Source organism: Bosea vaviloviae, from assembly GCF_001741865.1.
GTDB classification, from domain to species: domain Bacteria; phylum Pseudomonadota; class Alphaproteobacteria; order Rhizobiales; family Beijerinckiaceae; genus Allobosea; species Allobosea vaviloviae.
This window is the reverse complement of the sequence record NZ_CP017147.1, coordinates 4,226,360-4,252,830: the sequence shown is the minus strand read 5'-3', so window position 1 is coordinate 4,252,830 and position 26,471 is coordinate 4,226,360. Positions and strand designations below refer to the sequence as shown.

Sequence of the window (26,471 nt, the reverse complement as noted above, 5' to 3'; positions counted from 1 at the left end):
GCGAGCAGGCGGTTCGCAAGCCTGGAGGGAAGTCCAGGTCTGATCACGCGCGAGGGAGGCCGGTCGGCGCATGAAGAAGATCGAGGCGATCATCAAGCCGTTCAAATTGGACGAGGTGAAAGAGGCGCTTCAGGAGGTCGGCCTGCAGGGCATCACCGTTTTGGAGGCCAAGGGCTTCGGGCGCCAGAAGGGCCATACCGAGCTCTATCGCGGCGCCGAATACGTCGTCGATTTTCTCCCCAAGGTGAAGATCGAGATCGTGCTCGCCGACGAGATGGTCGAGGCCGCCATCGAAGCCATCAAGAAGGCGGCCCAGACGGGCCGCATCGGCGATGGCAAGATTTTTGTATCGACGGTGGAGGGGGCGATCCGCATCCGCACCGGAGAGACCGGCGCGGACGCTATCTAAGGGCTTCAATCCCGACCCGAAGGTTCTGCGTCCCGGTGGTTTTGGACACACCGCGGATCAGTCAATGTTGAGAAACTGCTTTCAAGAGGAATGCTGAGATGAAGAGCGCCAAGGATGTCCTCAAGGCGATCAAGGACAACGACGTCAAGTATGTCGACTTCCGCTTCACCGACCCGCGCGGCAAGTGGCAGCATGTGACGTTCGACATCACGATGATCGATGAGGACATCTTCGCCGAGGGCACGATGTTCGACGGGTCCTCGATCGCCGGCTGGAAGGCCATCAACGAGTCCGACATGCTGCTGATGCCGGATCCGACGACGGCCGTCATGGACCCGTTCTTCTCCGCCGCGACCATGGTCATCACCTGCGACGTGCTCGAGCCCGCCACCGGCGAGCCCTATAACCGCGACCCGCGCGGCATCGCCAAGAAGGCCGAGGCCTATCTGAAGTCGACCGGCATCGGCGACACCATCTATGTCGGCCCCGAGGCCGAGTTCTTCGTCTTCGACGACGTCAAGATCTCCGCCGACCCGTACAATACCGGCTTCAAGCTCGACAACGTCGAACTGCCGATCAACGGCATGACCGACTATGAAGGCGGCAATCTCGGCCACCGCATCGCCACCAAGGGCGGCTACTTCCCCGTTCCGCCGCAGGATTCGGCGCAGGACATGCGCGGCGAAATGCTGGCAGCCATGGCGGCCATGGGCGCCAAGGTCGAGAAGCACCACCACGAGGTCGCCTCGGCCCAGCACGAGCTCGGCCTGAAGTTCGACACCCTGACCCACATGGCCGACACCATGCAGGTCTATAAGTATGCGATCCACAACGTCGCGCAGAGCTACGGCAAGACCGCGACCTTCATGCCGAAGCCGATCTATGGCGACAACGGCTCGGGCATGCATGTCCACCAGTCGATCTGGAAGGGCGGCAAGCCCATCATGGCCGGCAACAAGTATGCCGACCTGTCGCAGGAGTGCCTCTGGTACATCGGCGGCATCATCAAGCACGCCAAGTCCCTGAACGCCTTCACCAACCCCTCGACCAACTCCTATAAGCGCCTCGTCCCGGGCTATGAAGCCCCGGTTCTGCTCGCCTATTCCGCGCGCAACCGCTCGGCCTCCTGCCGTATTCCGTGGACGACCTCGCCCAAGGCCAAGCGCGTCGAGGTCCGCTTCCCCGATCCGATGGCGAACCCCTATCTCGCCTTTGCCGCGATGCTGATGGCCGGTCTTGACGGCATCATCAACAAGATCGATCCGGGCCCGGCGATGGACAAGGACCTCTACGACCTGCCGCCGCGCGAGTTGAAGAAGATCCCGACCGTCTGCGGTTCGCTGCGCGAAGCGCTCGATTGCCTGAAGAAGGACAACGCCTTCCTTAAGGCCGGCGGCGTCTTCAACGACGACTTCATCGAGAGCTATATCGAGCTCAAGATGCAGGATGTGATGCGCTTCGAGATGACGCCGCACCCGGTCGAGTTCGCGATGTACTACTCCTACTGAGCCGTCAGGTTCAGGCGGAATCACGCTTCCTCCCGACCGCGCGTCTCGCGGTCCACCTGTGAAACCGGGGCAGAAATGCCCCGGTTTTTTTGTGCTTGGGCGCAAGGGCGCCAGTCGCAACTTGCATGATGAAAGCCAATGCAAATCGGCTATCGTTGTGCAAGTCACTGAACGGGAGTCGCCTGATGCGACGCAAGGATTTCGGCGCGATGGCCTGCCCGGTCGCGCGCAGCCTGGAGCGCGTCGGGGAATGGTGGAGCATCCTGATCCTGAGGGACGCCCTCGCCGGCATCACGCGCTTCGACGGCTTCCAGGCCAGCCTCGGCATCGCGCCGAACATGCTGACGCGGCGGCTCAATGGTCTCATCGAGAGCGGCCTGCTGGAAAAGCGCCCCTATAGCGATCATCCGAAGCGCTTCGACTACCTGCTGACCGAGCGAGGGCGTGATTTCCGCCCCGTGCTGCAGGCGCTGCTGACCTGGGGCAATCGTCATTTCGCGCCGGAAGGTGCGAGCATCATCATTCTGAACGGCGAAACCGGCACTGCGGCCGAGCCGATCCTGGTTGATCGCGTCAGCGGCCGGCCACTCTCGGACCCGGTCTTCCGCAATGCGCCCGGTCCTGCCGCTACGGCAGCGATCAGCCAGCGCTACGCCGCCGCAGCGGAGACGAGCGCATGAGCGCGGTTGACGCCCCAACGACCGCCATGCCGCCGGCCCATAGCGCGCGCACCTTGCGGCTGCTCCAGGATCCGGTCCTGCCGATGCTGCTGCGCATGGCCTGGCCCAATATCCTGATCATGCTGGCGCAATCGGCAACGGGGCTGATCGAGACCTGGTGGATCTCGCGGCTCGGGACCGACGCGCTTGCCGGCATGGCGCTGGTCTTTCCCCCGGTCATGCTGATGCAGATGATCTCCGCCGGCGCGATGGGGGGCGGTATCTCGTCCGCTGTGGCGCGCGCGCTTGGTGCCGGTCGCCGCATCGAGGCCGACGCCATCGTTTTGCATGCGATCCTGATCAATCTCGCGCTCGGTCTGTTCTTCTCGATCGTGATGCTGGCCTTCGGCCGGCCGATCTACCAGGCGCTCGGCGGCACGGGCGGCGAACTCGATGCGGCGCTAGCCTATTCCGACGTGGTCTTTGCCGGCACCGCCCTCCTTTGGATCATGAATGGGCTCGCCAGCGTCATCCGTGGCACCGGCAACATGCTGGTTCCGGCGCTGGTGATCTGCGTCGGCGTCGCGCTGCTGGTGCCTCTCTCGCCACTGCTGATCTTCGGCTATGGGCCGGTTCCCGCGCTCGGCATCGCCGGCGGCGGGGCTGCGCTGGTACTTTTCTATCTCGGCGGCGTGCTTGTGCTGGGCTGGTATATCCTGTCCGGCCGCAATGTCGTGCGCTTCGCCTGGATTCGTCTGCGCTGGGCGATCTTCGCCGACATCCTGCGCATCGGCGCCGTCGGCTCCATCACCTCGCTCTTCACAAACGTCACCATCGCGCTGTCGACGGCGATGGTCGCGGCCCATGCCGGGGTCGATGCGGTGGCAGGCTTCGGCACCGCGGCGCGGCTGGAATATCTCCTGATCCCGCTGGTCTTCGGCCTCGGCGCGCCGCTGGTCGCACTCGTCGGCACCAATATCGGTGCCGACCAGCCGGGGCGGGCGATGCGGGTTGCGATGATCGGCGGTGGCATCGCCTTCGCCATGACCGAGGCGGTCGGACTGGCGGCGGCGCTCTGGCCCGCCGCCTGGCTCGGCCTGTTCACGACGGCTCCGGGCGCGATCGAGACGGGCAGCCAGTATCTGCGCTATGTCGGCCCGACCTACGGCTTCTTCGGGTTGGGGCTCGCTCTCTATTTTGCGTCCCAGGGCGCTGGCCGGTTGCTGTGGCCCGTGACGGCGGGCTTCGTGCGCTTCGCCATCGCGCTCGGCGGCGGCTGGCTCGTACTGCGCCTGAGCGGTTCCCTTCAGGCACTGTTTGCAGCGTTGGGCCTGGCGCTCGTGGTCTACGGCATGATGCTGTTGGCCGCGGTCCGGTCGGGAGCCTGGTTCCGCAAGCCGGCCTGACCTCAGGCCGCGATCATGCGTGCGCCGTGTCCGCCGGTGACGCTGCGATAAGCTGCCGCGGTGCGCTCGACTCGCTCAAGAAGGACAACGCCTTCCTCAAGGCCGGCGGCGTCTTCAACGACGACTTCATCGAGAGCTATATCGAGCAAGCCGGCTTGTAAGCGCCAATTGGCTCGCTGCCGGTCTTGACCGTGTTGCGGAACGTGCAGCCCAGAAGATCGTGTCCTTGGCATTGTCGAGTGTCACCAAGCCAGCGGCGGCCGTGATCACGCCCGGCGCGCTATAGGATGGCAGAGCGAAGTTCTGGCCATCGAACGTCAGATTTCGAAAGCGCATTCCGCTCTGACCGCTGATGCGCAGACCATAATTGCCGCCGGTCAGACGCAAGGTCGCGGTCCCAGCCTGACAGGCAACCTCAATGCCGCGACCGGCCCCGTTCGTTGTCAGAATATCAATGTTGGCGATGTCATAGGTGCCGGGCCTCGCCTGAAGGGGCTTCCCCACGGTTCGGGCTGCATCGATTGCAGCACCAATCGCCGCACTGGTGAAACCTCAGGGCGGAGGCGTAGTGGGATCAGCAATCACGATGTCGTTTTCGTGGGACTCCGGAGCACGAGGATAAGTATGGGTGCGCTGTTTCGATTGAGGGATCTGGCCATCAAAGCACTGGTTCGCAGCCAGTGGAAAAGCTTGCGCTCAACCTCCCCTCGCCTCGCAGTGGTACCGCACGAGCATGTCGGTTTGGCTGTGCTCACCAACGGCCTCTATGAGCGCGAAGAGCTCGACTGCCTGAGCCTCATGCTCCGTAAACAGGGTCTCACGAGCGGAGTTTGCCTGGATATCGGCGCCAATATCGGCAATCACGCCGTGATCTGGTCTCGCTTGTTCGAGCAAGTGGTTTGCTTCGAACCCAATCCGCATATGGGCGCGATCCTCAGAGCCAACCTCGCCTTGAACGCCTGCGCGAATGTCCGCGTGATCGATGCCGGCCTTGGAACGGAGGATGCGGAGCTCCCCTTTTCCTTCCATGAGGACGGCAATGACGGCACCGGCACTTTCGCGAGGGGCAAGGGCGATCTGACCTTGCCGGTTCGGCAGGGCGACGCTCTCCTGGACGAGCTTGGTCTCGCCGATAGTCGGATTACCTTCGTAAAATGTGATGTCGAAGGGTTCGAACCCGCCGTATTCAAGGGACTGGAGCGGACCCTGAAAAAACATCGGCCGGTCGTCGCCTTCGAGAGCAACGCGCAGCAACTCGGCGATCAAACCTGGAGCACCTTGCGTGGCTGCGGCTACGAGCGGCTCTATGAGCTCCGCCATAACGCTGCCCAAGCTTCACCGGCTCTGCGCGAGATCATTCGATTCGCCCAGGGCCATCGCTGTACGATCGAGCCGATCAGCGCTCCCCCGCCCTATGCGGCCAATCTGTTGGCCTCCCCGCGCGATCTCGGCTGAGCCTCAGGCGGCAATCGCTCTCAGCGGGCCATAGGCGGCGAGAAGGCACTGTACATGATGCTCAAGCGTCAGAGGATTGCGCCAATAGGCGTCATAGCCGGCTCGCCCGAACTGCTCGGCCCGCGTATCGTCGGAGAGAGCCTCCAGGGCGCCACGCAATAGCGACGTCTCGGCGGCCGCGACGACGATGCCGCCACCACTTTCAGATACACGCTGCGCCGCGCCCATGTTGCGGCACAGTACAACCGGCACGCCTTGCGCCATAGCTTCGATCACCGTCAACGGCCCGGTCTCGTACCAGAGTGAAGGCGCAACAAGGCAGCGGGCTGCGCGTATTTCTTCGATGGCCGCCTCGGGCGGGACCCAGCCGGCGAAAACCGCATTTGGGTGGAGCCGCGCAATTTCGGCCTTGATGGTATCATCGCCATCGCCGACGAGCCGCAATGGCATGCCCGCCTCTCGCGCCGCCTGCGCCAGGACAAGAACCCCTTTCTCCTGCGTGAAACGCCCCAGAAACAGCGCATGCCGGTTGTTCGCAACGTCCGCCGGCGGGCGCCTCGAGGCTTCGATCATGTTTTCGACCACGGCACGGCGCGCGCTCTTCGGCAGGAACGGCTCGGCGAAGCGCCGGGCGAAATCGCTGACATGGATGAAGAGCGGCGCCTTGAGGCTGCGCATCGCCTCGTCCGAGCGCCATTGCCGGGCGACGCGCACCAGCTTGTGGACGTAAGAGGCGCGGTCGCAATTGCTGGCGATGCAGCTGACCGACATCGGCTCGCGCGTACAGGGCGCGCCGGCCTTGAAGTCGAAATAGCCGCCGACGGGGCAAAACGAGAAATAGTCGTGCATGGTGATTGCGACTGGCAGCCCGCTTTCGCCTGCCGCCGCAATCGCGGCCGGGCTGAACGCCTTGGTCCATTGGTGCAGATGCACCAGCGTCCCAGCCGGCTGGCGCGACAGCAGTGCGCTCAGGAAGGCATGGGCCGGCGCATTCCAGATGCCCTGACGTGCGGCGGCAAGCTTGCTGCCGACCTTCCAGATCTCCTCGCCCCGGAACATCTCGACCTGGATGCGGGGATGATCGAGCCGCTCGGAGACGGGGCCGATGGCGCAGGCGAAGACGATCTCGACGCCGGCCTCGGCCAGCCCTCGCGCGCTCTCGATCGCGACCTTGGCGGCACCGCCATTGACCGAACCGAAATCGCTGATGATCACGCTGCGCATGCCGACACCCCCGCGACCTTCGCCCGAATGATCCTTGGGAGAAGCAAACCCCGCCGACGCGACAATGCGTCGAAACGAAAAGCCTGAACGCTTCCCGAAACCCAGGGATCGCAGAGCACCCTACGCTGGGAAAGGTTGATATTTCGTCGGAGGAAGCCGGGCGCGTCGTTTTAGCGCCAAGGATGTCAGCGCCAAGGACGCCAGCGCAAAGGATGTCAGCGCAGGATGAGAGCCGCGAAACCGGCGACCGCCGCGAGCGCGGCAAGCAGCCAGACAAGATGCGAGGTCTGCGCTGCCTGGGAGGAGAACCTGGGAAGCGGGCCGAGATCCTCGTGGCCAAAAGCCTCGCCGGCCATGCGGGCCGCCCGTTCGAGCCCCACGACCCTGATGTTTGGCACAGACTGACGCAACGTCACGATAACCTCCCCTATCCGGAACCCTATCGCCTTGCGGCAATCCGCAGAGCCCCGGTAACCATTTAATGATCCTCGTCCCGGTGTGGTTAACGCAGGCTGAATAGGTCCGGTTCCAGGCTCATTTACCGAGTCTCGTGACGGCTGCGCGACACTCTGTCCACAGCGCCACAGCCTATGATGCGCCCTGTCGCATTTTTCCTCAAACCATTTGCGCCTATAGGCAGTGTCGCAGCGCGGTTTGCGTCCGCCTGCGCTATCATTCGCAGTTGCGAATCAGGGAATCGACCACGACCATGACGGAGAACGGCGATCTTTTCGGCGGGGATGGCGACCGGCAGCCACCGGCGCAGCCAAAGCCGGAGCCGCGCGCCATGGCTTCCGCACCAGCCAATCCCGCCAATCCCGCAAAGCCCTCTCCGGCCTCGGCGCCGCCACGCAACGGCACCTTGTCCGAAGCCGGCTATGACGCCTCCGCGATCGAGGTGCTCGAAGGGCTGGAGCCTGTGCGGCGCCGGCCCGGCATGTATATCGGCGGCACGGATGAGCGCGCCCTGCACCACCTCTTCGCCGAGGTGATCGACAATGCCATGGACGAAGCCGTGGCGGGACACGCCAGCTTCATCGATGTCGAGGTGCTGGAAGACGGCTCGATCGCCGTGACCGACAACGGCCGCGGCATTCCCGTCGACCCGCATCCGAAATTCCCGGGCAAATCGGCGCTCGAAGTCATCATGACGACGCTGCATGCCGGCGGAAAATTCGACTCCAAGGCCTATGAGACCTCCGGCGGCCTGCACGGCGTCGGCGTCTCCGTGGTCAATGCGCTGTCCGACCGGCTCGAGGTCGAGGTCGCGCGCGGCAAGACACTCTATCGCCAGCACTTCTCGCGCGGCTTGCCGCAGGGTCCATTGGAGACGATCGGCCCGGTCGCCAACCGGCGCGGCACGCGCGTGCGCTTCCACCCCGATGCGCAGATCTTTGGCGAGGGCGCGCATTTCGTACCCGCGCGCCTGTTCCGCATGGCCCGCTCGAAGGCCTATCTCTTCGGCGGCGTCGAGATCCGCTGGCGCTGCGCGCCCTCGCTGTTGCAGCCGGAAGGCGATGTCGCGGCAGAAGCCGTCTTTCGCTTCCCCGGCGGCTTGCGCGACTATCTCGGCCGCGAGATCGAGGGCAAGGACCTCGTCGCCGAGCCGATCTTCTCCGGCAAGATCACCAAAGATGGCGGCCATGGCTCGCTCGAATGGGCGATCGCCTGGCTCGCAACCGGCGAGGACGGCTTCTCCTCCTCCTATTGCAACACGATCCCGACGCCCGAGGGCGGCACGCATGAGCAGGGCCTGCGCGTCGCGTTGCTGCGCGGTCTGCGCGACCATGCCGAGCGCATCGGCCAGTCCAAGCGCATGGCCCAGGTCACCTCCGACGACGTGATGGCGACCTGCGCCGCCATGCTTTCGGTCTTCATTCGGGAGCCGGAGTTCCAGGGCCAGACCAAGGACAAGCTGGCGACGCTGGAGGCTGCCCGCATCGTCGAGAACGCGGTGCGCGACGCCTTCGACCATTGGCTCGCCGCCGCGCCGCAGCAGGCCTTGCGCCTGCTCGACTGGTCGGTCGATCGTGCCGAGGAGCGCCTTCGCCGTCGTCTCGAAAAGGAAGTCTCGCGCAAGACCGCGACCCGCAAGCTGCGCCTGCCCGGCAAGCTTGCGGATTGTTCGAACGCGGGTGCTGCCGGCTCAGAGCTCTTCATTGTCGAGGGCGATTCCGCCGGCGGCTCGGCCAAGCAGGCGCGCAACCGTGCGACGCAGGCCATTCTGCCGTTGCGAGGCAAGATCCTGAACGTCGCCAATGCCACGCGCGACAAGCTCAATGCCAATCAGCAGCTCGCCGATCTGATCCTCGCTCTGGGCTGCGGCATCGGCCTCCAGTTCCGCGAGGATGATCTGCGCTATGAGAAGGTCATCGTGATGACCGACGCCGATGTCGACGGCGCCCATATCGCCTCGCTGCTGGTGACCTTCTTCTGGCGGCAGATGCCGCGCCTGATCGAAAAGGGCCATCTCTATCTCGCCGTGCCACCGCTTTATCGGCTCCAGCATGGCGGCAAGTCGGTCTATGCCCGCAACGACGCCCATAAGGACGAACTGATCGAAAGCATCTTCAAGGGCAGGAAGCCCGAGATCAGCCGGTTCAAGGGCCTGGGCGAAATGATGCCGGCCCAGCTCAAGGAAACCACCATGGACCCGGCCAAGCGCATCCTGCTCAAGGTCATGGTCGAGCACGAGGCCCGCGACGAGACCTCGGAAACGGTCGAGCGCTTGATGGGCAACAAGCCGGAGGCCCGCTTCATCTTCATCCAGGAGCGCGCGGCCTTCGCCGGCGAGCTGATCGACCTGTGAGGCGTCTGGCCTGGCAAGCGTGGCCAGGCCATTGGCACCCCGTCGTTTTTGGAGGCCTGCCCGTCACGGCTACAGGGCTGCCAAGACGGATCGGAGCCGGCACCCTGCCGGCATGTCGAACAAGCCCTCCCGCGATCCCCGTCACGTCTTCGCGAGCCATGTCGCTCGCTCCCCGCAAGCCTGGCCAGTGACCGCATGGGGCAGCCTCCTTCCTCTCAAACTCGACGCCACGGCGATCTGGTTTCCCCCGGCTGGGACGACATCGGAATCTTCCACACCATCGCCACGAGCGGGGCGCTGGCCGTGGCGGCGGCGCAGCTCGGACTGAGCGAAGCGACGGTCGCCCGGAGGCTGAAGGCTTTCGAGGCAAGGCTCGGGCTGCAACTGTTCCGGCGCGCGGCCAATCGCCTGATCCTGACCGAGCTCGGCCAGGCCCTGGCGCAGGATGCAAGCGAGGTCGCCGCCACCGCCGAGCGTTTCGCCAGCCGGGCGCGGGCAGCACGCGCCTCGGATAACGCGCCGGTCAGGGTCACAGCCACGACCTCGATCAGCCTGTTCCTGACCATGCATGCGACGACGATTTCCGCCGCTGCTGGAGGGATCGAAATCGTCATCATCAGCACCCGCGACAAGCTCGACCTCGCGCGCGGCGATGCCGACATCGCGTTGCGCATGAGCAATGTGCCGGAACAGCAAGGCTATTTTGCCCAGAAAATCGGGTGGCTCGTGCAGGCGCTCTACGTCCGGCGGGATATCGACCCTGCGACGGCGCCGATCATCTCGGTCAGCCGGGACGTGTCGTCGCGGATCGAGGAGCACATCCTCGAATGGGCTGCGGGCCGCCCTGTCGCGGCGCGCGTCGGCGATTCAGCGGCGCGCTACGAAAGCGTCCGTTCGGCCGGCGCGGTCTCCATGGTGCCTTGTTTCATGGGCGATGCCGATGAGACTCTGATCCGACTGCAGCCGCCGCCGGACAGGACGGCCGACGAGATATTCCTGGTCTCGCATGAGGTCTCGCGGCAACGACCCGCCGTCCTTGCCGTGCTGGGCGCCTTGCGGGAGCTGTTTCGCAACAACCGCGCCAAGCTCAATGGCCAGCCGGCCCCGGACCTCGACGGCGCGCGGCTTCCATAACAATCCCGTGAATAACGCCGGGTCGCGGCAAGGATTTGCTAACCGTCTTTTTACCGCTGATGGCGCAAGGTCATAGCGAGGGGTGCCTTGGCGCTCGAATGGGCGGAGCAGGCCAGATGCGGCTGATCGAACTCTTCTGGAAGAACGACCGCGGCACTATGGTCGCCGACGTTGCCAAGGCCGCCGTCGCGATCGGCTTCCTGTCGGTCGTCGCGGTGAATTTCGTCTCGACCCAGACTGCCAAGCTCGACACCGAACGCCTGACGCAGGTCGCCTCCGCCGCCTCGAAAGGCAAGCCGGTCGATCCGATGATCACGGGTTCGCTTCAGAAAACGGCGAACCAGACCCGTCTCGACCCCTGCGTGGTCCCGCGCTGAGACTTGAGAGAAATTTCCGATCTGATTGGATCGGATAATTGCTCCAGGCCTTTGTTTTGACGGGTTTTCTTCACGCGATCCGATATCCGCTTCGCTCGAAAACGCTTTAGCCGAGCCAGGCCAGCAGCTCGCCGGTCACGACGTCCGGCGCCTCGAGCGTCGAGAGATGGCCGCAGCCCGGCACCACCACCAGCTTGGCGTTGGCGCCGATTCCGGCCGCGATCTCCTGTGCCTCGGCCGGCGGCGTGATCAAATCCTCCTCGCCGACCAATGCGAGCGTCGGCACGCCAATCGCCGCCAGTCCGAGCCGCGAGTCGGGCCGCGTCATGATCGCGCGCTGCTGCCGGATAAAACCTTCCGCGCCGATCTCGTCCGCCATTCGCCTGACGAGCAACCGCATGGGCTCATCGACAAGGTGCACTGGGGCGACCAAGCGCTGCCAGAGCAAGGTCGTGACATTGTCGAAGGCCCCCTTCTGCGCCAGGGCGATCATCTGTTCGCGCGGTGTGTTTGTCTCCGGCGTCGCCGGCTTGGCGCTGGTGTCGAGAAGCGCCAGTCGCGTGACGCGCCCCGGCGCCTGCCGCATCACTTCGAAAGCGATATAGCCGCCCATGGACAGGCCGCAGAGCGCGAAGCGCGGCGGGGCCACAGCGAGCAGGCGTCGCGCGATGGCGTCCAGAGTTTCGTCCTGTGCATGCTCGGCGACGAGGATCGGCCTACCCCCAGTGGCCAGAGCCGGCCATTGCGGCGCATAGAGAGAGGCGTCGCAGCTCAGCCCCGGGATCAGAACAAGCGGTTCCTGCATGGCGTCGATCATATCCGTGATGGTCTCGTTACAAATTCAAAGCGCGATGTCGGCTAAAGCCGTGTCGCATTTATGGAGATCGCTCTCTAGTTTATTGACTTCGCCGCGCTTTTTCTGCATTGCACGGAAGTCCGAAGGCGCGCTGGAAAGAGATGTCGCGCCACCGTCGCGGTTGATAGGTCATCCCGCCTCGAGTAACCGACCCTGAAGAAGCGCAACATTCGATGTCATTTGCCGAACTCGGCCTGAGTGAAAAGGTTCTGACTGCGGTCACGACTGCAGGCTACACCACGCCGACCCCGATCCAAGCCCAGGCCATCCCCCACGTCCTCGCCCGCCGCGACGTTCTCGGCATCGCCCAGACCGGCACGGGCAAGACGGCAGCCTTCACCCTGCCGATGCTGACCATCCTGGAAACCGGCCGCGCCCGGGCCCGGATGCCGCGCACCCTGATCCTGGAACCGACGCGCGAGCTCGCCGCCCAGGTCGAGGAGAACTTCTCCCGCTACGGCGTCAACCAGAAGCTCTCCGTCGCGCTGCTGATCGGCGGCGTCTCTTTCGGCGACCAGGACGCGAAGATCACCCGCGGCGTCGACGTGCTGATCGCGACGCCCGGCCGCCTGCTCGATCATGTCGAGCGCGGCAAGCTGCTGCTCACCGGCGTCGAGCTCCTCGTCATCGACGAGGCCGACCGCATGCTCGACATGGGCTTCATCCCCGACATCGAGCGTGTCTGCAAGCTTGTGCCCTTTACGCGCCAGACGCTGTTCTTCACCGCGACGATGCCGCCCGAAATCACGCGCATCAGCGAGCAGTTCCTGCACAATCCGGTGCGCATCGAGGCCTCGCGCCCCGCAACCGCGGCCACCACGATCACGCAACGCCTGATCGCCTCGAACGGGCAGGATTTCGAGAAGCGCGAGACTTTGCGCAAGCTGATCAAGGAAGCCAAGGACCTGCAGAACGCGATCGTGTTCTGCAATCGCAAGCGCGATGTAGCCACGCTGCATAAATCCTTGCAGAAGCACGGTTTCCCTGCGGTCTCGCTGCATGGCGACATGGACCAGTACGCCCGCATGGCGGCGCTGGAATCCTTCCGCATCGGCGAGAACCCGATCCTGGTCGCCAGCGACGTCGCCGCTCGCGGGCTCGACATTCCCGCGGTCAGCCATGTCTTCAATTACGACGTGCCGACCCATGCCGAGGACTACGTCCACCGCATCGGCCGCACCGGCCGCGCCGGCCGCGAGGGTGCCTCCTTCACCATCGTGACGCGCCATGACGAAAAGCTCGTCACCGCGATCGAGAAATTGATGGGCCAGCCCATCGCCTGGGAAGGCGGCGGTGTCGATACGTTGCCGCCCGGCGCTCCGCGCGAGGAGCGCCATGGCGGTCGCGGCGGACGTGGAGAGGATCGCCGCCCAGTGCGCGGCGGTGGCCGTGGCCGCCCGGAGCGCGGCCCCCGCGCCGAGCCCGAGACGACGCCGCGCCCGATCCGGGTGGAACGCCCCGCCTCCGACGAGGAAGCGGCGCCGCGCCGCCGCCGTCCCGAGGCGGACGGGCCGACCAAGACCAAGATCCGCGGCGAGAGCCCCGCTCCTCAGGCCGCCAAGCCGGAGCGGGCGCCGGAACCTCGTTCAGCCAAGCCGGAGCGCGGCCCCGAGCCTCGCGCCGCCAGGCCTGAGCGCACAGCCGAGCCGCGTCGGCGCGACGATGATGATGGCCCGAAGGTCAAGGGGCTCGGCGATCATGTGCCGGCCTTCCTGATGCGTCCCGTCAAGGTCGGCTAATTCTAAGAACTGACCTTAGGGCATAACCTCGCATTAACTCAGAGGCGTCATGTTTCCTGAATGGCTGCTGCTAGCGCAGTGGCCATGAACGGGCGCATGCCGCCGTTGTGACGGACAGGATGTCCCGCTTCGATGTTCAATCGAGGCTGTCATGGTCGAAAGCCATGAACCGGCTTCATGTCCGGGCTATCGGCAATGAGCGATCACGCGCAGATTTCGGCTCAATCCTGTGATCTCGCCGATCAGGTCGTCGCGGCGATGCGCGAGCATGGCTCTCCGGGTTATCCGCGCGCTTTTGAGGTCTGGTACGCCCATCTTAGCGGCGAAATGCCGGCCGTGAGCATGGCGATGAGCGCGATCCTCGCCAGTAGCGAGGGCAAGGTCGGTGTCGCCGACATCGACAATCTCTATGATCGCTTCATCGGCAATGACCGGCTCGCGAAACAGGCGGAGCGCACGAGCCTCCAGGTCCTGGGCGAGATCGACGGGCTGATGTCGCTGGTCGACAAGACGCTCGTGTCCAGCGAGCGCTATCATGGCCGCCTTTCCGCCATGTCCGAGGACGTGCCGCCGCCGGCGGACCGGCAGCGGCTGCGCGAATGGGTCGAGGCGCTCGTGCTGTCGACACGCGAAGAGGTCACCCGCAAGACCCAGCTCGAAGCCCAGCTCCGCAACAGCTCCAACGAGATCCGCAATCTTCGCGAGGCGCTGGAGATGACCCGCGCCGAGGCTTTGACAGATCCGCTGACTGGCCTCGCCAACCGCCGCCATTTCGAGGAAATGCTGCAGAAATCGATCGATCAGGCGACTTTGCGCCGCGAGCCCTTCGCGCTGGTCATGGCCGATATCGATTATTTCAAGAAATTCAACGACGCCCATGGCCATCTCACCGGCGACCAGGTGCTGCGCCTCGTCGCTCGCACCATGAAGGACAAGTTCAAGGAAAAAGCGGTTATCACCCGCTTCGGCGGCGAGGAATTCGCGATCATCCTGCCGGAGTCCGATCTTGTCGCCGGCAAGTTCGGCGCCGAGACCGTGCGCCAGGCCCTGCTGACGCGCGAATTGGTGAAGCGCTCGACCAACGAGAATCTCGGCCGCATCACCATCTCGCTCGGCGTTGCAGGCTATCGTCGCGGCGACACCGCCGGTTCGCTGGTCGACCGCGCCGACCAGGCCCTGATGCAGGCCAAGCGCGACGGCCGCAACCGTACCGTCACGGAAGAGGCGGTCGAAGCCTTGAGCCGCGTGGCTTGAGGCGGGAGGCCTTCTGCCGCGCCGCCTCGCGCGCCAGATTCGTCCAGATTCTCAACGTGTCGGTGTCATCCAGCGCGGCATCCGGCAGGCTCCAATAGCCGAGCGCGCGCTCCCGGCTGCGCGCTTCATAGGTAAAAGGCCGGCAGCCGGCGGCAACGAAGTGCTCCAGCGTCGCGGGCGAGGTCTTGAGATAAATGTCGCCCTTGAAGACCAGGGCGAAGATCATCTCACCGTCATAGACGCCGAGACCGCCGAACAGCCTGCGCACCCGCACCGGCAGAATATCCGCAAAGAGTTCGCGGATGCCTTCGGCATCCATCGCGGCGGGCTCAGTGCGCCGCGAGCACGCTCTCGGCGCGCGGCTTGATCTCGACCGATTCGCCGCAGCCGCAGGCCGAGACCTGGTTCGGGTTGTTGAATACGAAGGTCGAGGAGAAGCGATCGGTTTTGAAGTCGAGTTCGGTGCCGAGCAGGAACAGCACGGCCTTGGCGTCGACGATCACGGTCGCGTCCTTCTCGGAGACGACCTCGTCGCCTTTGTCGAGCACGCTGGCAACTTCAAAAGTGTATTCCATGCCGGCGCAGCCGCCCTTCTTGACGCCGACCCGCAGGCCGAGCGCCGGAGCGTCAGGATTGTCGAGCGCCGATTGCGCCATGATCTCGCGGATGCGCGAGGCGGCGGCATCTGTCAGCGAAACGACCTTCAGGCCGGGAATCGAAAACATCAGAGTGTCCCTCCTCGATCAGGTTCAAGGCCTGATGAAGCAAGATTGCAGTCCACAACATAAGGATTGGTGAGCGCAACGTCGAGATGCCGGAGTGCACGGCCGTCCTTTCACTGCGCGCATTGCGTGGAGCGCTCGCTCATGCACTGTGACCGCCTCGAAAAAGGGACGAAGACGACAGACGATGACCTACCGCACGCACCGCCCCGAAGCGCTCCGCGCCCTCGTCCGCGACATGGTCACCAAGGCCGGCTGGACGGAAGCCGAGGCGCGCGAGACCGCCGACCATCTCGTCCTCGCCAATCTGAGCGGCCATGACAGCCATGGCGTCGGCATGATTCCGCTCTATTTCCAGTCGTTGGCGGACGGCAATCTGAAGCCACAATCCAGGCCGCATGCCCGGCTCGACGCCGCCCCCTTCCTGATCGTCGATGCGCAGGTCTCACTCGGCCAGCCCGCCGCCCGCAACGCAGTCGAGCAGGCCGGCGCCATGGCGAAGGCCGGCGGTGTCGCGATCCTGAACCTGCTCGATTCCCACCATATCGGCCGCATCGGCCATTATGCCGAGATCGCCGCCGAGGCTGGATTGATCTCGCTGTTCTGGGTCAACGTCGCCGGGCGCGCACCGATCGTCGCCCCCTTCGCCGCCAAGGAAGCGCGCTTCGGCACCAACCCGCACGCGATCGGCATTCCGGTGCCGGAGGGCGATCCTATCATCCTCGATTTCGCCACCAGCCGCATGGCCCATGGCAAGGCCCGCGTCGCGCTGAACAAGGGCGTGCCGGTGCCACCGGGCTACATCATCGACGGCGAGGGCCGGCCGACCACCGACCCCAAGCACGTCTTCCAGCACGCCATCCCGGACCTGCCGCTGGGCGCGCTCCTGCCTTTCGGCGACCATAAGGGTGCAGGCCTCTCACTGATCGCGGAACTGCTCTCGGCCGGATTGATGGGCGCCGCCCGCATCGACCAGAAACCGCAGAAGAGCTGGATCATCAATTCGCTTTTCGGCGTGCTGATCGACCCTGCCCGGCTGGAGCCCGACGCCTCGCTCCGCAAGGGCCGGATCGAGAGCTATCTCGCCTTTGTGCGCGCCGCCAAACCGCAGGACGAGGCCAATCCCGTCCTCGCACCAGGCGACAAGGAGCGTGCGACGCGGATCGAACGGGCCGAGGCCGGCATTCCGCTCGACGACGAGACCTGGTCGCAGATCGGCGCGGCGGCGAAGCGCTTCGGCATCGACGCCGAGAGCTACTGAGCAGGGCGCGACGATGACCCTCGCCGAATACGACGCCTTCTGCGCCGCCCTTCCCGCCACGAGCCATGTCGTGCAGTGGGGCGACGCCCATGTCTGGAAGGTCGGCGGCAAGGTCTTCGCGATCGCCAGGGAAAGCGCGGACGAGCCCTTCGCCGTGACCTTCAAATGCTCCTGGGCGAGCTACGACATCCTGAAAGAACAGCCGGGCCTGCGCCCTGCCCCCTATCTCGCCTCACGCGGCATGAGCTGGATCCAGCGTCGAACCGATGAGGGGATGCCGGACGAAGCCTTGCTGGACTATCTGCGCGAGAGCCATCGATTGATCGCCAACAAGCTGAGCAAACGCGTCCGTGCGGAGCTGGGCTTCGAAGCTTGAAGCGCACGGTATCCCGCCGCCATTCCGGACCAGGCGCCCCCCTAAAGCAGCGCCTCGCCGCGCAGTACCGGCACGCAGGAACCGCCGACTGTGGCGCGGATACCGTCGGGCGCACGCCAGGCCTTGAGCTTGAGCAGGCTCGGCCGCCCCATCTCGACGCCCTGCGTCAGCGTGAACTCCGCCATCTCGCCGCCCTGAAGGGATAGCAGGAGCGCGGCCGTGGTGGCGCTGGCGCTGCCGGTTGCGGGATCTTCCCAGGTATCGCTGAGCGGCGCAAACATCCGCGCCCGGATCGCGGCACCGTCGCGGGCATAGATGAACAGCGAGAGCCGGCCCTCGAGCGCGGGCGTGGCTTCCCGCAAGGCGCGGAAGGCCGCAATGTCGGGCTGCGCCTTCGACAATGCCTCCGCTACGACCTCGGCAAGGACGAAGTACACGCCGACCGAAGCGTGGACAGGGCGATGGTTGGCGACCACGATATCGGCCGGCTGGAGACCGGCACAAGCCGCGATGCCCGCGACCGGCAGCTCGATCCCCGTGGAGAGAGCCTGAGGCGCGGCGATGGTGGCGCCCTGAACCTCACCTTGCGCATTGCTGGCGATCCTGACCTCGACCAGTCCGGCCAGCTCCTCGAAGCGCAGCACACCGTCGCGATCCCGCCCATGACGGGCCAGGACGAAGGCGGTGCCGACATTGGGATGGCCGGCGAACGGCATCTCATGCTTGCGCGTGAAGATGCGCACGCGGGCGTCGTTGGCGGCATCGCTCGGCGGCAGGACGAAGGTCGTCTCGCTATAGTTCATCTCCGCCGCAAGCGACTGCATCTCGGTGTCCGAGAGACCGCGCGCATCGGTGAAGACGGCGAGCTGGTTCCCCCCGAAACGGGTCTCCGTAAAGACGTCGACGGTCTCATAGACGTATTTGCGCATGGCTGGCTCCGGCGGGGGGCAGGATCACGCCCCGGCTTCAGATGCCATCGTTTCGCGGCTCGCAGAAATGAACAAAGCGAATGCGATCGATCAGAGCAGGAAATGCAGCCCAAAACCGAGAATGATGAAACCGGTCGCGACGATCTGCGCCACGAAAAGCGGCTTCAACCGGAAGCTTTGCTCCGCCTGCAAGCCGGCACGCTCCGCGCGGGACATGTGCTGACGCGCCTTGAACTGCTCGGCAAGCGTCGTGGGATCGCTGCTGCCGGCGCCGTCGCGCTCCAGCTCCATCCGCACCGCGATGAAGCCGATGACCAGGCCCAGAACGCCAAGTCCAAAGAAACCGACAAGCCGCAAGGCACCATAGGTCACACCGAGCAGCAGCGCCGCCAGGATCGGAAAAGCGACGTAATCCCACTTCGTCATACGCATGACCTCATCATGCGTGCGCAGCGGGAGAGCGTCCAGCACCCTATCTAGCCAGCCTCGTCATAGCTCAGACACCAGCCCTCGCCGCGCAGCCAACAGCGTTCGATAGGCGTCTCTTCGCCTCGGCATAGGCTGCGCACCGATGTAGCACCATCGCGCTCGAATGCCGCTGCCAATGCCGCTCGCTCCCCTTCCGAACCCGCTAGCAACCCTTCGGCGCTCACGAAGGAGGGCTCGCCCAGCCAGGATGCGGTGAACCTGCCCGCACGGCGTTCGACCAGGAAGCTTGCCCCCTGCAATGCACGTCGATTGCGCTTTCCGCCCCAGCCAGCGGGCAAGCCGAGCGGAAAGATCAGCCGGCCGCCCTGCACGAGCTGGTCGAGCCAAGCCTCGGCCGGCCGCACGACGGCGAAATTGACATAGACGCAATCGGCGGGCTCGCGCGGCCATTCAGCCCCGTCGCCTTGAACGACGGTGACGTGCTTCATATCAGCCAGGTTCTCTGCAGCCCGCTCGGCAAGCGCGGGGTCGAACTCGACGGCAACGACATGGCCGCGGGGACCGACAAGCCGAGCCAGAATTGCGCTGTAGTAGCCGGTTCCTGCCCCGATATGGACGACGCGCTCGCCCTCGCGCGGGTTGAGCGCATTCAGCCAGAGCGCGTGCAGCGAGGGGCTGCCATTGTTGACGCCACGCTCCGGCACGAGGGCGATCAGCACATCCTGATAGAGAACAGCGGGGTCATCGGAAGCGAGGGCATCATAACGTCTGCGGCCTTGCGAAAGCTGCCACGGCGGCTCTCCGACAAAACGCTCGCGCGGAGTCGTGGCGAAAGCGTCTTCCAGGCTGTGATTGCCGGCGATGCCGGTACGGGCCAGAATCTGCCGCGCATAGGCCCGTCTAACGACCGCCAACTGCTCTTCATCGAAGCGCATGCCGAGCGGTCCTCGAAACCCGCGCTCACCACATATCGAGCGCGACTCTCGCTTCGTCGGACATGCGCGACTGGTCCCAGGGCGGATCGAAGGTCATGTTGACGGTCACGCCCGAGACGCCCGGCACGGTGCTGACGGCGTTCTCGACCCAGCCCGGCATCTCGCCGGCGACAGGGCAGCCCGGCGCGGTCAGCGTCATGTCGATCGCGACCTGGCGATCATCGGCGATATCGACGCGGTAGATCAGGCCGAGCTCGTAGATGTCGGACGGGATTTCGGGATCGTAGACCGTCTTCAGCGCGGCGACGATGTCGTCGGTGAGCCGATCGATCTCCTCGGGCGGCAGGCCGGAACTCGCGCCCATGGTCGGCGCATTCGGCTTCAGTTCCTCGGCGGTATCGGTCATCGCTAATTCCAGTTCAGGCGAGCGGCGTCACGCAAACAGCGTTTCGGCCTTCCGCAGGGCTTCGACCAGTTTATCGACTTCCTCGAGCGTGTTGTAGAGCCCGAATGAAGCGCGGCAGGTCGATGTCACTCCATATCGGGCTAGAAGCGGCATGGCGCAATGGGTGCCGGCCCGAACCGCGACACCGGCCCGGTCGATCACGGTCGCGACGTCATGGGCATGGGCACCCTTCATCTCGAAGGCGACGATCGCGCCCTTCTGCCGGGCCTTGCCGAAGATGCGGATCGAGTTCATCTCGCCGAGTCGCTTCATGGCGTAGTCGGTGAGGCTCGCCTCATGCGCCGCGATGTTCTCGCGGCCGAGCGCCATCATGTAGTCGAGCGCCGCGCCCAGCCCGACCGCCTCGATGATCGCCGGCGTGCCGGATTCGAAGCGATGCGGCGGATCGTTATAGGTGATCGCGTCCTCGCTGACGGTGACGATCATCTCGCCACCGCCTTCATAGGGCGGCAGCTTTTCCAGCCATTCACGCTTGCCCCAGAGCACGCCGGAGCCCGTCGGCCCATAGGTCTTGTGGCCGGTGAAGCAGTAGAAATCGCAGCCCAGCGCCTGCACATCGACAGGCAGATGCACTGCGCCCTGGCTGCCGTCGACGACCAGCGGGATCTTGTAGGCCCGGCAGATCGCCGCGACCTCCGCGATCGGCACGATCGTGCCGATCGCGTTCGACATATGCGTCAGCGAGACCACCTTGGTGCGCGGCGTGATCAGCTTCTCGAACTCCTCGACGAGGAAATTGCCGTCCTCGTCGACCGGAGCCCATTTGATCACGGCGCCTTGCCGCTCGCGCCAATAGTGCCAGGGCACGATGTTGGAGTGGTGCTCCAGGATCGAGAGGATGATCTCGTCACCCTCCTGGATCTTCAGATAGCGCCCGAGCGAGGAAGCGACCGTGTTCAGCGAGCCCGTCGAGGAGCGCGTGAAGATGATCTCCTCCTGATGCGCCGCGTTGAGGAAGCGCCGGACGCTCTCGCGGGCCGCCTCATAGGCTTCGGTCGAGGCGTTGGCGAGATAGTGCAGGCCGCGATGGACATTGGCGTAGTCCTCGCGCATCAGCTTCGTCATCGCCTCGATCACGACCTCGGGCTTCTGCGCCGAGGCCGCATTATCGAGATAGACCAATGGCTTGCCGTAGACTTCTCGCGACAGGATGGTGAAATCCTTGCGGACCGCCTCGACGTCGTAAGGTTTCGCCATCAAGTTCATGTCACGCCTTTCCCGGCTCGCGCGGCTTGTCGGCGAGGGCGCCGGCATGGCCCCAGTTCTCGCGCTCGATCTCCTGGATCACGATATGCGTGTTCGCCGGATTCTTGCCGAGCACGCGCACCAACGTGTCGGTGAACTCCTTGACGATCTCCGCCTTCTGCTCGCGGGTCGCGCCCTTGGTGATCTGGAGATTGATGTAGGGCATCAGACCGTGCTCACCACCGAGGAGGCTTCACGCAGGGAAAGCCAGGCTTGGATCTCGGCCATGACGAAGGCGCGCAAATCCTCATCGACCACGAACTCGACCGCCTCGCCGGCGAAGGCCTGCAGCACCAGCGCCTCGGCCTGCGGCCGCGGCAGGCCGCGCGCCATCAGGTAGAAGAGCTGCTCGCCATCCATCTGCGCGACCGTCGCGCCATGGCCGCAGACCACGTCGTCGGCGAAGATTTCGAGCTCCGGCTTGTTGAACATCGAGGCGCCGTCGTTCAGCAGCAGCGTGTTGCTCTTCATGCCGCCATCGGTCTTCTGGGCATGGGGGCGCACGATGACCTTGCCCTGGAAAACGCCGGTGGCCTCGCCGCCGATGATGTTCTTGAACAGCTCGCGGCTGACGCCGTGAGGCACTGCATGGTCCATCACCAAAGTGACGTCGGAATGCTCGGCTCCGCCAAGCAGATTGACGCCTCGCAGGCCGATCTCGCTATGCTCGCCGGCATATTTCACGAAATATTGCTGGCGCAGCGTGGCCGCCTTGCAGACCAGCGCAAAGCTCTCGAACTTGGCGTGAGCGCCGACTGTCGCAAGCAGGCTCTGCACCTGCACGGTCTCCGGAACCTGGCGCGTGACGAGGCGCAGATGCTGCACATCGCTTTCGTCGCCGGTCTCGAAAACGATCGCGCCGTTGATCTGGGACGCCTTGGGCCCAGTGCTTTCGCTGACCTCGACGATCGTCGCCTTGACACCCTTGGCCGCGAGCACGACCGAGCGATGGAAGATCGCGGTCTCCTCCTCGCCCGAAGCCAGCGAGACGATCGCGATCGGCGCGGCAAGCGCCGTGCCTTCGGTGATCTCGACGAAGACGCCGTCGCGCATCAGCGCGGTATTGAGCATCAGGCCGGTATCGCTATCGGCGATGCTCGGCCCCGACAGGATGCGGGCCAGATCCTCGCGGGCCGAGACCAGCGCCTCGGTCAGCGGCTGAACGCTCACGCCTTCGGGCAGGCCTTCAAGCGTCGAGAGTTCGGGCGCGAAGGCGCCATCGACCACCACGAGCCGGACGCCGTCGAATGGCAGCGCCGCGAGCCGGGCGGTGACCGCCGGCGTGACACTGGCGGCGGTCGCCAGCGGCTTTGCCTCGCGCAGCAGGCCGCGCAGATCGGTATAGCGCCAGGATTCGAGCCGGCGATGCGGCAGGCCCTTGGCCTCGAAGCCGGCGAAGGCATCCTCGCGCAGCTTGCGCACCGGCAGCGTGCCGGGCAATTCAGCCTTCACATTGGCGAATTGCTGCGACAGGGCCTGCTCGGCCGCCGTCTTCAGCGGGGTGACGATGGCCATCACGCCGCCTCCGCATAGGCCGCATAGCCGCTCTTCTCGAGCTCCAACGCCAGTTCCTTGCCGCCGCTCTTCACGATGCGGCCCTTCGACATGACATGCACCGTGTCGGGCACGATATGCTCGAGCAGGCGCTGATAATGGGTGATGACGAGGAAGCCGCGGCTCTTGTCGCGGAGCGCGTTGACGCCCTCGGCGACGATGCGCAGCGCGTCGATGTCGAGGCCGGAATCGGTCTCGTCGAGGATGCACATCGAGGGCGAGAGCAGCGCCATCTGCAGGATTTCCATGCGCTTCTTCTCGCCGCCGGAGAAACCGACATTGAGCGGCCGGCGCAGCATGGCCTTGTCGATGCTGAGCGCATCGGCTGCGCTGTTGACGCGCTTGATGAAGTCGGGCGTCAGCAATTCGGCCTCGCCGCGCGCCTTGCGCTGCGCATTCATCGCAGCCTTCAGGAAGGTCATGGTGGCGACGCCGGGGATCTCCAGCGGGTACTGGAAGGCGAGGAAGATGCCGGCGGCGGCGCGCGCATCGGCCTCCATCTCCAGTACGTTCTCGCCGTTCAGCAGGATCTCGCCGTCGAGAACCTCATAGTCCTCCTTGCCGGCGATGACATAGGAGAGCGTCGACTTGCCGGAGCCGTTGGGCCCCATGATCGCGGCGGCCTCACCGTCATTGACGGTCAGGTTGAGGCCATTGATGATCTGCTTGTCTTCGTCAGCGATCTTGACGACGAGATTGCGAATTTCGAGCATTGTTTCGTTCCGAATATGCGAATGGCGAATGACGAGTAGCGAATGGAAAAGCGGCGATCGGCGGCGGCGAAAGCGAAACCTATTCGCCACTCGCCATTCGCCTATCCAACCGAGCCTTCGAGCGAGATCGTGATCAGCTTCTGCGCCTCGACGGCGAACTCCATCGGGAGTTGCTGCAGCACCTCCTTGACGAAGCCGTTGACGATCAGCGCCACCGCATCCTCGGCGGAGAGGCCGCGCTGCTGGCAGTAGAACAGCTGGTCCTCGCCGATCTTCGAGGTTGTCGCCTCATGCTCGAAGATCGCGGTCGCAGTCTTGGCCTCGATATAGGGGATGGTGTGCGCGCCGCACTGGTCGCCGATCAGCAGCGAGTCGCAATTGGTGAAGTTGCGCGCGCCCGTCGCCTTGCGGTGGGCCGAGACCATGCCGCGATAGGTCGAGTCGGATTTGCCCGCCGCGATGCCCTTGGCGATGATCTTCGACGTGGTGTTCTTGCCGAGATGGATCATCTTGGTGCCGGAATCGACCTGCTGCGCGCCGTTCGACACCGCGATCGAGTAGAACTCGCCGCGCGAGCCGTCGCCGCGCAGGATGCAGGACGGGTATTTCCAGGTGATCGCCGAACCGGTCTCGACCTGCGTCCAGGAGATCTTCGAGTTCTTGCCCCGGCAGTCGCCTCGCTTGGTGACGAAGTTGTAGATGCCGCCCTTGCCCTCGGCATCGCCCGGATACCAGTTCTGCACGGTCGAGTATTTGATCTCGGCATCGTCGAGCGCGATCAGTTCGACCACGGCGGCATGAAGCTGGTTCTCGTCGCGCTTGGGCGCGGTGCAGCCTTCGAGATAGCTCACATAGGAGCCCTCATCTGCAATGATCAGCGTGCGCTCGAACTGGCCGGTGTTCTGTTCGTTGATCCGGAAATAGGTCGACAATTCCATCGGGCAGCGCACGCCCTTGGGGATGTAGACGAAGGAGCCGTCGGTGAAGACGGCGCAGTTCAGCGTCGCGAAATAATTGTCGGTCACCGGCACGACGGTGGCGAGGTATTTCCGCACCAGCTCGGGATGCTCCTGGATCGCGTCCGAGATCGAGCAGAAGATCACGCCGGCCTCGGCCAGTTCCTTCTTGAAGGTGGTGACGACCGAAATCGAGTCGAACACGGCATCGACCGCGACCCGGTTCTCCGGCGCGACGCCGGCCAGGATTTCCTGCTCGCGCAGCGGGATGCCGAGTTTCTTGTAGGTCTCCAGGATCGCCGGATCGACCTCGTCGAGCGATTTCGGATCGGCGCCCTTCTTCGGCGCGGCGTAATAGTAGATATCCTGATAGTCGATCGGCGGGTACTGCACGCGCGACCAGGCCGGCTCGGTCATCGTCTTCCAGCGACGGAAGGCGTCGAGCCGCCATTCCAGCATCCATTCCGGCTCGTTCTTGCGCGCCGAGATGTAGCGCACCGTGTCCTCGGTCAGGCCCTTGGCGGGCTTGTCCACCTCGATCTCGGTGATGAAACCGTATTTGTATTCGGTCACGTCGATCGACTTGACCTGATCAATGGTCTCTTGGACCGCTGCCATTGCCTACTCTCCAGTCGCGGGTTCAAGGCCCGCCGGTTTGGTCATCCATCGGGACATTCAGGCCGCCGCCTGAACCTCCCGGCCCTTGGTCGCGACCAGTGCTTTCGCATAGGCCGCCAAAAACTGATCGATCTGTGCCTCGCAGGTGGTCCATCCGAGGCTCGCCCGCAAGGCCCCTGCGCTCATGGCAGGGTCGACGCCCATGGCGTCCAGCACATGCGAGCGCTTGACCTTGCCCGAGGAGCAGGCCGAGCCGGAAGACAGCGCGACGCCGTTCAAGTCGAGCATGATCAGCGCCGTCTCCGCCCGGATTCCGGGCGTGGCGAAGGCGCTGGTGTTGGGCAGGCGCGGCGCAGAGCGGCCGAAAATCACAGTATCGGGCGCGAGAGCCAACAGCCGGGCCTCCAGCCTGTCGCGCAAGGTAGAAAGCCGATCGGCCTCCGTCTCGATGGCCCTGGCTGCGATCTCTGCTGCCGCCCCGAAGCCGACAATGCCGGCGACATTTTCGGTGCCGGCGCGCCAGCCGCGCTCCTGCCCGCCACCGCGTATCGGCTTGTCGGCAAGCTCCAGCGCCCCGGTGCGGAAGACGATCGCGCCAATACCCTTCGGTCCGGCGAGCTTATGGGCGGACAGCGTCAGAACATCGACGCCTAACATATTGATATCGATGGCGATCTTACCGGCGGCCTGGACCGCGTCGCAATGCATCAGCGCCCCGAAATGCTTGGCGATGGCAGCAATCCCGGCAATCGGTTGAAGCACGCCGGTCTCATTATTGGCGAGGTGCAGCGAGACCAGCGCTCGCGCGCCCGGCTGCTCCGCGGCAAGCCGCTCCAGCCGCCCCGCGAGCCAGTCCTTGTCGACCAGCCCGTCCGCATCGACAGGGATCGCCTCGGCCGCGCTGGTCGGGAAGCGATGCCCGTCGCGAATGCAGGCATGCTCGGTCGCGCCATGGAGCAGCAGCGAAGCCGGCGTCCTGACGCAGTCGCGCCCGCCGCTGCAATCCATCAACCCAGGCGAGAGCACGGTCGCATTGGCCTCGGTGCCGCCGCTGGTGAAGACGACATTGGCGGCCTTCGCCCCGACGAGCGCGGCGACCTGCGCCCGCGCCTGCTCAAGCGCGGCGCGGGCCGCCCTGCCCTCATGATGGACCGATGACGGGTTTCCGGGCAGCATCAGCGCGCACGCCATCGCCTGCGCCACGTCCGGCCGCACCGGCGTGGTCGCATTGTGGTCGAGATAGGCGCGGGTCGCTCCTGTCACGATCTCACTGGCTCCGATCCTGCCTCGCGGAAGACGGTCGGCACGAAATGCTTGAAACTGCACCCATGCGCCGTGCTATAGCCGCCCGTCCGAACCGGCCGTGGCTGGGACGACGGCTGCGCCGAAATGATGCGCTACCCGTCGGTTCCCGTATTGTTCACGGCTGTTAGAACT

Annotated in this window: 28 protein-coding genes; 13 read left to right on the top strand and 15 right to left on the bottom strand. The window is 64.9% G+C overall.

The genetic code is table 11. The annotated features are described in order from the left end of the window. Positions 1-70: 70 nt before the first annotated feature. From BHK69_RS19430 to BHK69_RS31575, 6 genes are all read left to right on the top strand, one after another. The gene (locus BHK69_RS19430) at positions 71-409 is read left to right on the top strand and encodes a P-II family nitrogen regulator (protein WP_066620066.1); all 339 of its coding nucleotides are present in this window, start codon (positions 71-73) and stop codon (positions 407-409) included. 98 nt (positions 410-507) lie between these two features. Further along, on the top strand, positions 508-1,917 hold the full coding sequence (gene glnA / locus BHK69_RS19425; RefSeq protein ID WP_069691538.1) for a type I glutamate--ammonia ligase: 1,410 nt from the start codon (positions 508-510) through the stop codon (positions 1,915-1,917). A gap of 185 nt (positions 1,918-2,102) precedes the next feature. After that, entirely contained in the window at positions 2,103-2,597 is a 495-nt protein-coding gene (locus BHK69_RS19420; protein ID WP_069691537.1) for a winged helix-turn-helix transcriptional regulator, read from the top strand. Continuing rightward, positions 2,594-3,982, top strand: coding sequence for an MATE family efflux transporter (locus BHK69_RS19415; protein ID WP_069691536.1), 1,389 nt, complete (start codon positions 2,594-2,596; stop codon positions 3,980-3,982). The genes BHK69_RS19420 and BHK69_RS19415 overlap by 4 nt, the downstream gene beginning before the upstream one ends. A gap of 26 nt (positions 3,983-4,008) precedes the next feature. Next, positions 4,009-4,143 carry a glutamine synthetase gene (locus BHK69_RS33210; RefSeq protein ID WP_244548249.1) on the top strand — a complete coding sequence of 45 codons (135 nt, stop codon included), beginning with the start codon at positions 4,009-4,011 and terminating at the stop codon, positions 4,141-4,143. A gap of 463 nt (positions 4,144-4,606) precedes the next feature. Then, positions 4,607-5,437, top strand: a complete 831-nt coding sequence (locus BHK69_RS31575) for an FkbM family methyltransferase (protein ID WP_083269557.1) — start codon at positions 4,607-4,609, stop codon at positions 5,435-5,437. A gap of 3 nt (positions 5,438-5,440) precedes the next feature. On the opposite strand, the gene BHK69_RS19400 is transcribed toward BHK69_RS31575, so the two are convergent. Together BHK69_RS19400 and BHK69_RS32235 are read right to left on the bottom strand one after the other, a co-directional pair. After that, positions 5,441-6,661 (bottom strand): glycosyltransferase family 4 protein, encoded by a 1,221-nt coding sequence (locus BHK69_RS19400; RefSeq protein ID WP_069691533.1) that lies wholly within the window; start codon positions 6,659-6,661, stop codon positions 5,441-5,443. Positions 6,662-6,876: 215 nt separating this feature from the next. Beyond that, positions 6,877-7,077 carry a hypothetical protein gene (locus tag BHK69_RS32235; RefSeq protein WP_148663508.1) on the bottom strand — a complete coding sequence of 67 codons (201 nt, stop codon included), beginning with the start codon at positions 7,075-7,077 and terminating at the stop codon, positions 6,877-6,879. Between the two features lie 293 nt (positions 7,078-7,370). Here BHK69_RS32235 and parE point away from each other — a divergent pair, with 293 nt between their 5' ends. From parE to BHK69_RS19385, 3 genes are all read left to right on the top strand, one after another. Next, positions 7,371-9,470 (top strand): DNA topoisomerase IV subunit B, encoded by a 2,100-nt coding sequence (gene parE, locus BHK69_RS19395; RefSeq protein ID WP_069691532.1) that lies wholly within the window; start codon positions 7,371-7,373, stop codon positions 9,468-9,470. Positions 9,471-9,665: 195 nt separating this feature from the next. After that, positions 9,666-10,604 carry a LysR family transcriptional regulator gene (locus BHK69_RS19390; protein WP_083269556.1) on the top strand — a complete coding sequence of 313 codons (939 nt, stop codon included), beginning with the start codon at positions 9,666-9,668 and terminating at the stop codon, positions 10,602-10,604. 116 nt (positions 10,605-10,720) lie between these two features. Continuing rightward, entirely contained in the window at positions 10,721-10,981 is a 261-nt protein-coding gene (locus BHK69_RS19385) for a hypothetical protein (RefSeq protein ID WP_069691530.1), read from the top strand. Between the two features lie 106 nt (positions 10,982-11,087). On the opposite strand, the gene BHK69_RS19380 is transcribed toward BHK69_RS19385, so the two are convergent. After that, the gene (locus tag BHK69_RS19380; protein ID WP_069693801.1) at positions 11,088-11,786 is read right to left on the bottom strand and encodes an alpha/beta fold hydrolase; all 699 of its coding nucleotides are present in this window, start codon (positions 11,784-11,786) and stop codon (positions 11,088-11,090) included. A 224-nt stretch (positions 11,787-12,010) separates the two neighbouring features. Here BHK69_RS19380 and BHK69_RS19375 point away from each other — a divergent pair, with 224 nt between their 5' ends. Both BHK69_RS19375 and BHK69_RS19370 read left to right on the top strand, forming a co-directional pair. Further along, complete coding sequence (locus tag BHK69_RS19375; protein ID WP_069691529.1) at positions 12,011-13,576, top strand: DEAD/DEAH box helicase; 1,566 nt, start codon at positions 12,011-12,013, stop codon at positions 13,574-13,576. Between the two features lie 195 nt (positions 13,577-13,771). Next, entirely contained in the window at positions 13,772-14,830 is a 1,059-nt protein-coding gene (locus BHK69_RS19370; RefSeq protein WP_069691528.1) for a GGDEF domain-containing protein, read from the top strand. Here the strand turns inward: BHK69_RS19370 and BHK69_RS19365 are convergent. Further along, the gene (locus tag BHK69_RS19365) at positions 14,790-15,149 is read right to left on the bottom strand and encodes a TfoX/Sxy family protein (protein ID WP_069691527.1); all 360 of its coding nucleotides are present in this window, start codon (positions 15,147-15,149) and stop codon (positions 14,790-14,792) included. The genes BHK69_RS19370 and BHK69_RS19365 overlap by 41 nt on opposite strands. Before the next feature lie 10 nt (positions 15,150-15,159). Beyond that, on the bottom strand, positions 15,160-15,555 hold the full coding sequence (locus BHK69_RS19360) for a HesB/IscA family protein (RefSeq protein WP_069691526.1): 396 nt from the start codon (positions 15,553-15,555) through the stop codon (positions 15,160-15,162). Between the two features lie 184 nt (positions 15,556-15,739). Here BHK69_RS19360 and BHK69_RS19355 point away from each other — a divergent pair, with 184 nt between their 5' ends. Then, positions 15,740-16,813 (top strand): malate/lactate/ureidoglycolate dehydrogenase, encoded by a 1,074-nt coding sequence (locus BHK69_RS19355; RefSeq protein WP_069691525.1) that lies wholly within the window; start codon positions 15,740-15,742, stop codon positions 16,811-16,813. 13 nt (positions 16,814-16,826) lie between these two features. Continuing rightward, complete coding sequence (locus tag BHK69_RS19350) at positions 16,827-17,189, top strand: MmcQ/YjbR family DNA-binding protein (RefSeq protein ID WP_069691524.1); 363 nt, start codon at positions 16,827-16,829, stop codon at positions 17,187-17,189. A gap of 41 nt (positions 17,190-17,230) precedes the next feature. On the opposite strand, the gene BHK69_RS19345 is transcribed toward BHK69_RS19350, so the two are convergent. The 10 genes from BHK69_RS19345 to BHK69_RS19300 all read right to left on the bottom strand — a co-directional run bounded on the left by BHK69_RS19345 (position 17,231) and on the right by BHK69_RS19300 (position 26,297). Continuing rightward, a complete protein-coding gene (locus BHK69_RS19345; protein ID WP_069691523.1) occupies positions 17,231-18,118 on the bottom strand; it encodes a PhzF family phenazine biosynthesis protein in 888 nt (295 codons plus the stop codon). Positions 18,119-18,208: 90 nt separating this feature from the next. Beyond that, the gene (locus tag BHK69_RS19340) at positions 18,209-18,550 is read right to left on the bottom strand and encodes a hypothetical protein (RefSeq protein ID WP_148663507.1); all 342 of its coding nucleotides are present in this window, start codon (positions 18,548-18,550) and stop codon (positions 18,209-18,211) included. A 44-nt stretch (positions 18,551-18,594) separates the two neighbouring features. After that, the gene (locus tag BHK69_RS19335; protein ID WP_069691521.1) at positions 18,595-19,482 is read right to left on the bottom strand and encodes a protein-L-isoaspartate O-methyltransferase family protein; all 888 of its coding nucleotides are present in this window, start codon (positions 19,480-19,482) and stop codon (positions 18,595-18,597) included. Positions 19,483-19,507: 25 nt separating this feature from the next. Continuing rightward, positions 19,508-19,846 carry an SUF system Fe-S cluster assembly protein gene (locus BHK69_RS19330; RefSeq protein ID WP_244548537.1) on the bottom strand — a complete coding sequence of 113 codons (339 nt, stop codon included), beginning with the start codon at positions 19,844-19,846 and terminating at the stop codon, positions 19,508-19,510. 69 nt (positions 19,847-19,915) lie between these two features. Then, positions 19,916-21,154: a cysteine desulfurase gene (locus BHK69_RS19325; protein ID WP_069691519.1), complete on the bottom strand. Its 1,239-nt coding sequence runs from the start codon at positions 21,152-21,154 to the stop codon at positions 19,916-19,918. A 1-nt stretch (position 21,155) separates the two neighbouring features. Beyond that, positions 21,156-21,359, bottom strand: a complete 204-nt coding sequence (locus BHK69_RS19320) for a tautomerase family protein (RefSeq protein WP_069691518.1) — start codon at positions 21,357-21,359, stop codon at positions 21,156-21,158. Then, on the bottom strand, positions 21,359-22,708 hold the full coding sequence (locus BHK69_RS19315; RefSeq protein ID WP_069691517.1) for a SufB/SufD family protein: 1,350 nt from the start codon (positions 22,706-22,708) through the stop codon (positions 21,359-21,361). The genes BHK69_RS19320 and BHK69_RS19315 overlap by 1 nt, the downstream gene beginning before the upstream one ends. Further along, positions 22,708-23,460, bottom strand: a complete 753-nt coding sequence (gene sufC / locus BHK69_RS19310; protein ID WP_069691516.1) for a Fe-S cluster assembly ATPase SufC — start codon at positions 23,458-23,460, stop codon at positions 22,708-22,710. The genes BHK69_RS19315 and sufC overlap by 1 nt, the downstream gene beginning before the upstream one ends. Positions 23,461-23,561: 101 nt before the next feature. Then, positions 23,562-25,034: a Fe-S cluster assembly protein SufB gene (sufB, locus tag BHK69_RS19305; RefSeq protein WP_069691515.1), complete on the bottom strand. Its 1,473-nt coding sequence runs from the start codon at positions 25,032-25,034 to the stop codon at positions 23,562-23,564. Positions 25,035-25,091: 57 nt separating this feature from the next. Beyond that, complete coding sequence (locus BHK69_RS19300) at positions 25,092-26,297, bottom strand: cysteine desulfurase family protein (RefSeq protein ID WP_069691514.1); 1,206 nt, start codon at positions 26,295-26,297, stop codon at positions 25,092-25,094. Positions 26,298-26,471: the final 174 nt, after the last annotated feature.

What these genes read in the sequence shown, in the direction of transcription:
- BHK69_RS19430 (WP_066620066.1), top strand. Translation starts at nt 71, where the DNA reads ATGAAGAAGATCGAGGCGATCATCAAGCCGTTCAAATTGGACGAGGTG.
- glnA (WP_069691538.1), top strand. Translation starts at nt 508, where the DNA reads ATGAAGAGCGCCAAGGATGTCCTCAAGGCGATCAAGGACAACGACGTC.
- BHK69_RS19420 (WP_069691537.1), top strand. Translation starts at nt 2,103, where the DNA reads ATGCGACGCAAGGATTTCGGCGCGATGGCCTGCCCGGTCGCGCGCAGC.
- BHK69_RS19415 (WP_069691536.1), top strand. Translation starts at nt 2,594, where the DNA reads ATGAGCGCGGTTGACGCCCCAACGACCGCCATGCCGCCGGCCCATAGC.
- BHK69_RS31575 (WP_083269557.1), top strand. Translation starts at nt 4,607, where the DNA reads ATGGGTGCGCTGTTTCGATTGAGGGATCTGGCCATCAAAGCACTGGTT.
- BHK69_RS19400 (WP_069691533.1), bottom strand. Translation starts at nt 6,661, where the DNA reads ATGCGCAGCGTGATCATCAGCGATTTCGGTTCGGTCAATGGCGGTGCC.
- parE (WP_069691532.1), top strand. Translation starts at nt 7,371, where the DNA reads ATGACGGAGAACGGCGATCTTTTCGGCGGGGATGGCGACCGGCAGCCA.
- BHK69_RS19390 (WP_083269556.1), top strand. Translation starts at nt 9,666, where the DNA reads ATGGGGCAGCCTCCTTCCTCTCAAACTCGACGCCACGGCGATCTGGTT.
- BHK69_RS19385 (WP_069691530.1), top strand. Translation starts at nt 10,721, where the DNA reads ATGCGGCTGATCGAACTCTTCTGGAAGAACGACCGCGGCACTATGGTC.
- BHK69_RS19380 (WP_069693801.1), bottom strand. Translation starts at nt 11,786, where the DNA reads ATGCAGGAACCGCTTGTTCTGATCCCGGGGCTGAGCTGCGACGCCTCT.
- BHK69_RS19375 (WP_069691529.1), top strand. Translation starts at nt 12,011, where the DNA reads ATGTCATTTGCCGAACTCGGCCTGAGTGAAAAGGTTCTGACTGCGGTC.
- BHK69_RS19370 (WP_069691528.1), top strand. Translation starts at nt 13,772, where the DNA reads ATGAGCGATCACGCGCAGATTTCGGCTCAATCCTGTGATCTCGCCGAT.
- BHK69_RS19365 (WP_069691527.1), bottom strand. Translation starts at nt 15,149, where the DNA reads ATGGATGCCGAAGGCATCCGCGAACTCTTTGCGGATATTCTGCCGGTG.
- BHK69_RS19360 (WP_069691526.1), bottom strand. Translation starts at nt 15,555, where the DNA reads ATGTTTTCGATTCCCGGCCTGAAGGTCGTTTCGCTGACAGATGCCGCC.
- BHK69_RS19355 (WP_069691525.1), top strand. Translation starts at nt 15,740, where the DNA reads ATGACCTACCGCACGCACCGCCCCGAAGCGCTCCGCGCCCTCGTCCGC.
- BHK69_RS19350 (WP_069691524.1), top strand. Translation starts at nt 16,827, where the DNA reads ATGACCCTCGCCGAATACGACGCCTTCTGCGCCGCCCTTCCCGCCACG.
- BHK69_RS19345 (WP_069691523.1), bottom strand. Translation starts at nt 18,118, where the DNA reads ATGCGCAAATACGTCTATGAGACCGTCGACGTCTTTACGGAGACCCGT.
- BHK69_RS19340 (WP_148663507.1), bottom strand. Translation starts at nt 18,550, where the DNA reads ATGCGTATGACGAAGTGGGATTACGTCGCTTTTCCGATCCTGGCGGCG.
- BHK69_RS19335 (WP_069691521.1), bottom strand. Translation starts at nt 19,482, where the DNA reads ATGCGCTTCGATGAAGAGCAGTTGGCGGTCGTTAGACGGGCCTATGCG.
- BHK69_RS19330 (WP_244548537.1), bottom strand. Translation starts at nt 19,846, where the DNA reads ATGGGCGCGAGTTCCGGCCTGCCGCCCGAGGAGATCGATCGGCTCACC.
- BHK69_RS19325 (WP_069691519.1), bottom strand. Translation starts at nt 21,154, where the DNA reads ATGAACTTGATGGCGAAACCTTACGACGTCGAGGCGGTCCGCAAGGAT.
- BHK69_RS19320 (WP_069691518.1), bottom strand. Translation starts at nt 21,359, where the DNA reads ATGCCCTACATCAATCTCCAGATCACCAAGGGCGCGACCCGCGAGCAG.
- BHK69_RS19315 (WP_069691517.1), bottom strand. Translation starts at nt 22,708, where the DNA reads ATGGCCATCGTCACCCCGCTGAAGACGGCGGCCGAGCAGGCCCTGTCG.
- sufC (WP_069691516.1), bottom strand. Translation starts at nt 23,460, where the DNA reads ATGCTCGAAATTCGCAATCTCGTCGTCAAGATCGCTGACGAAGACAAG.
- sufB (WP_069691515.1), bottom strand. Translation starts at nt 25,034, where the DNA reads ATGGCAGCGGTCCAAGAGACCATTGATCAGGTCAAGTCGATCGACGTG.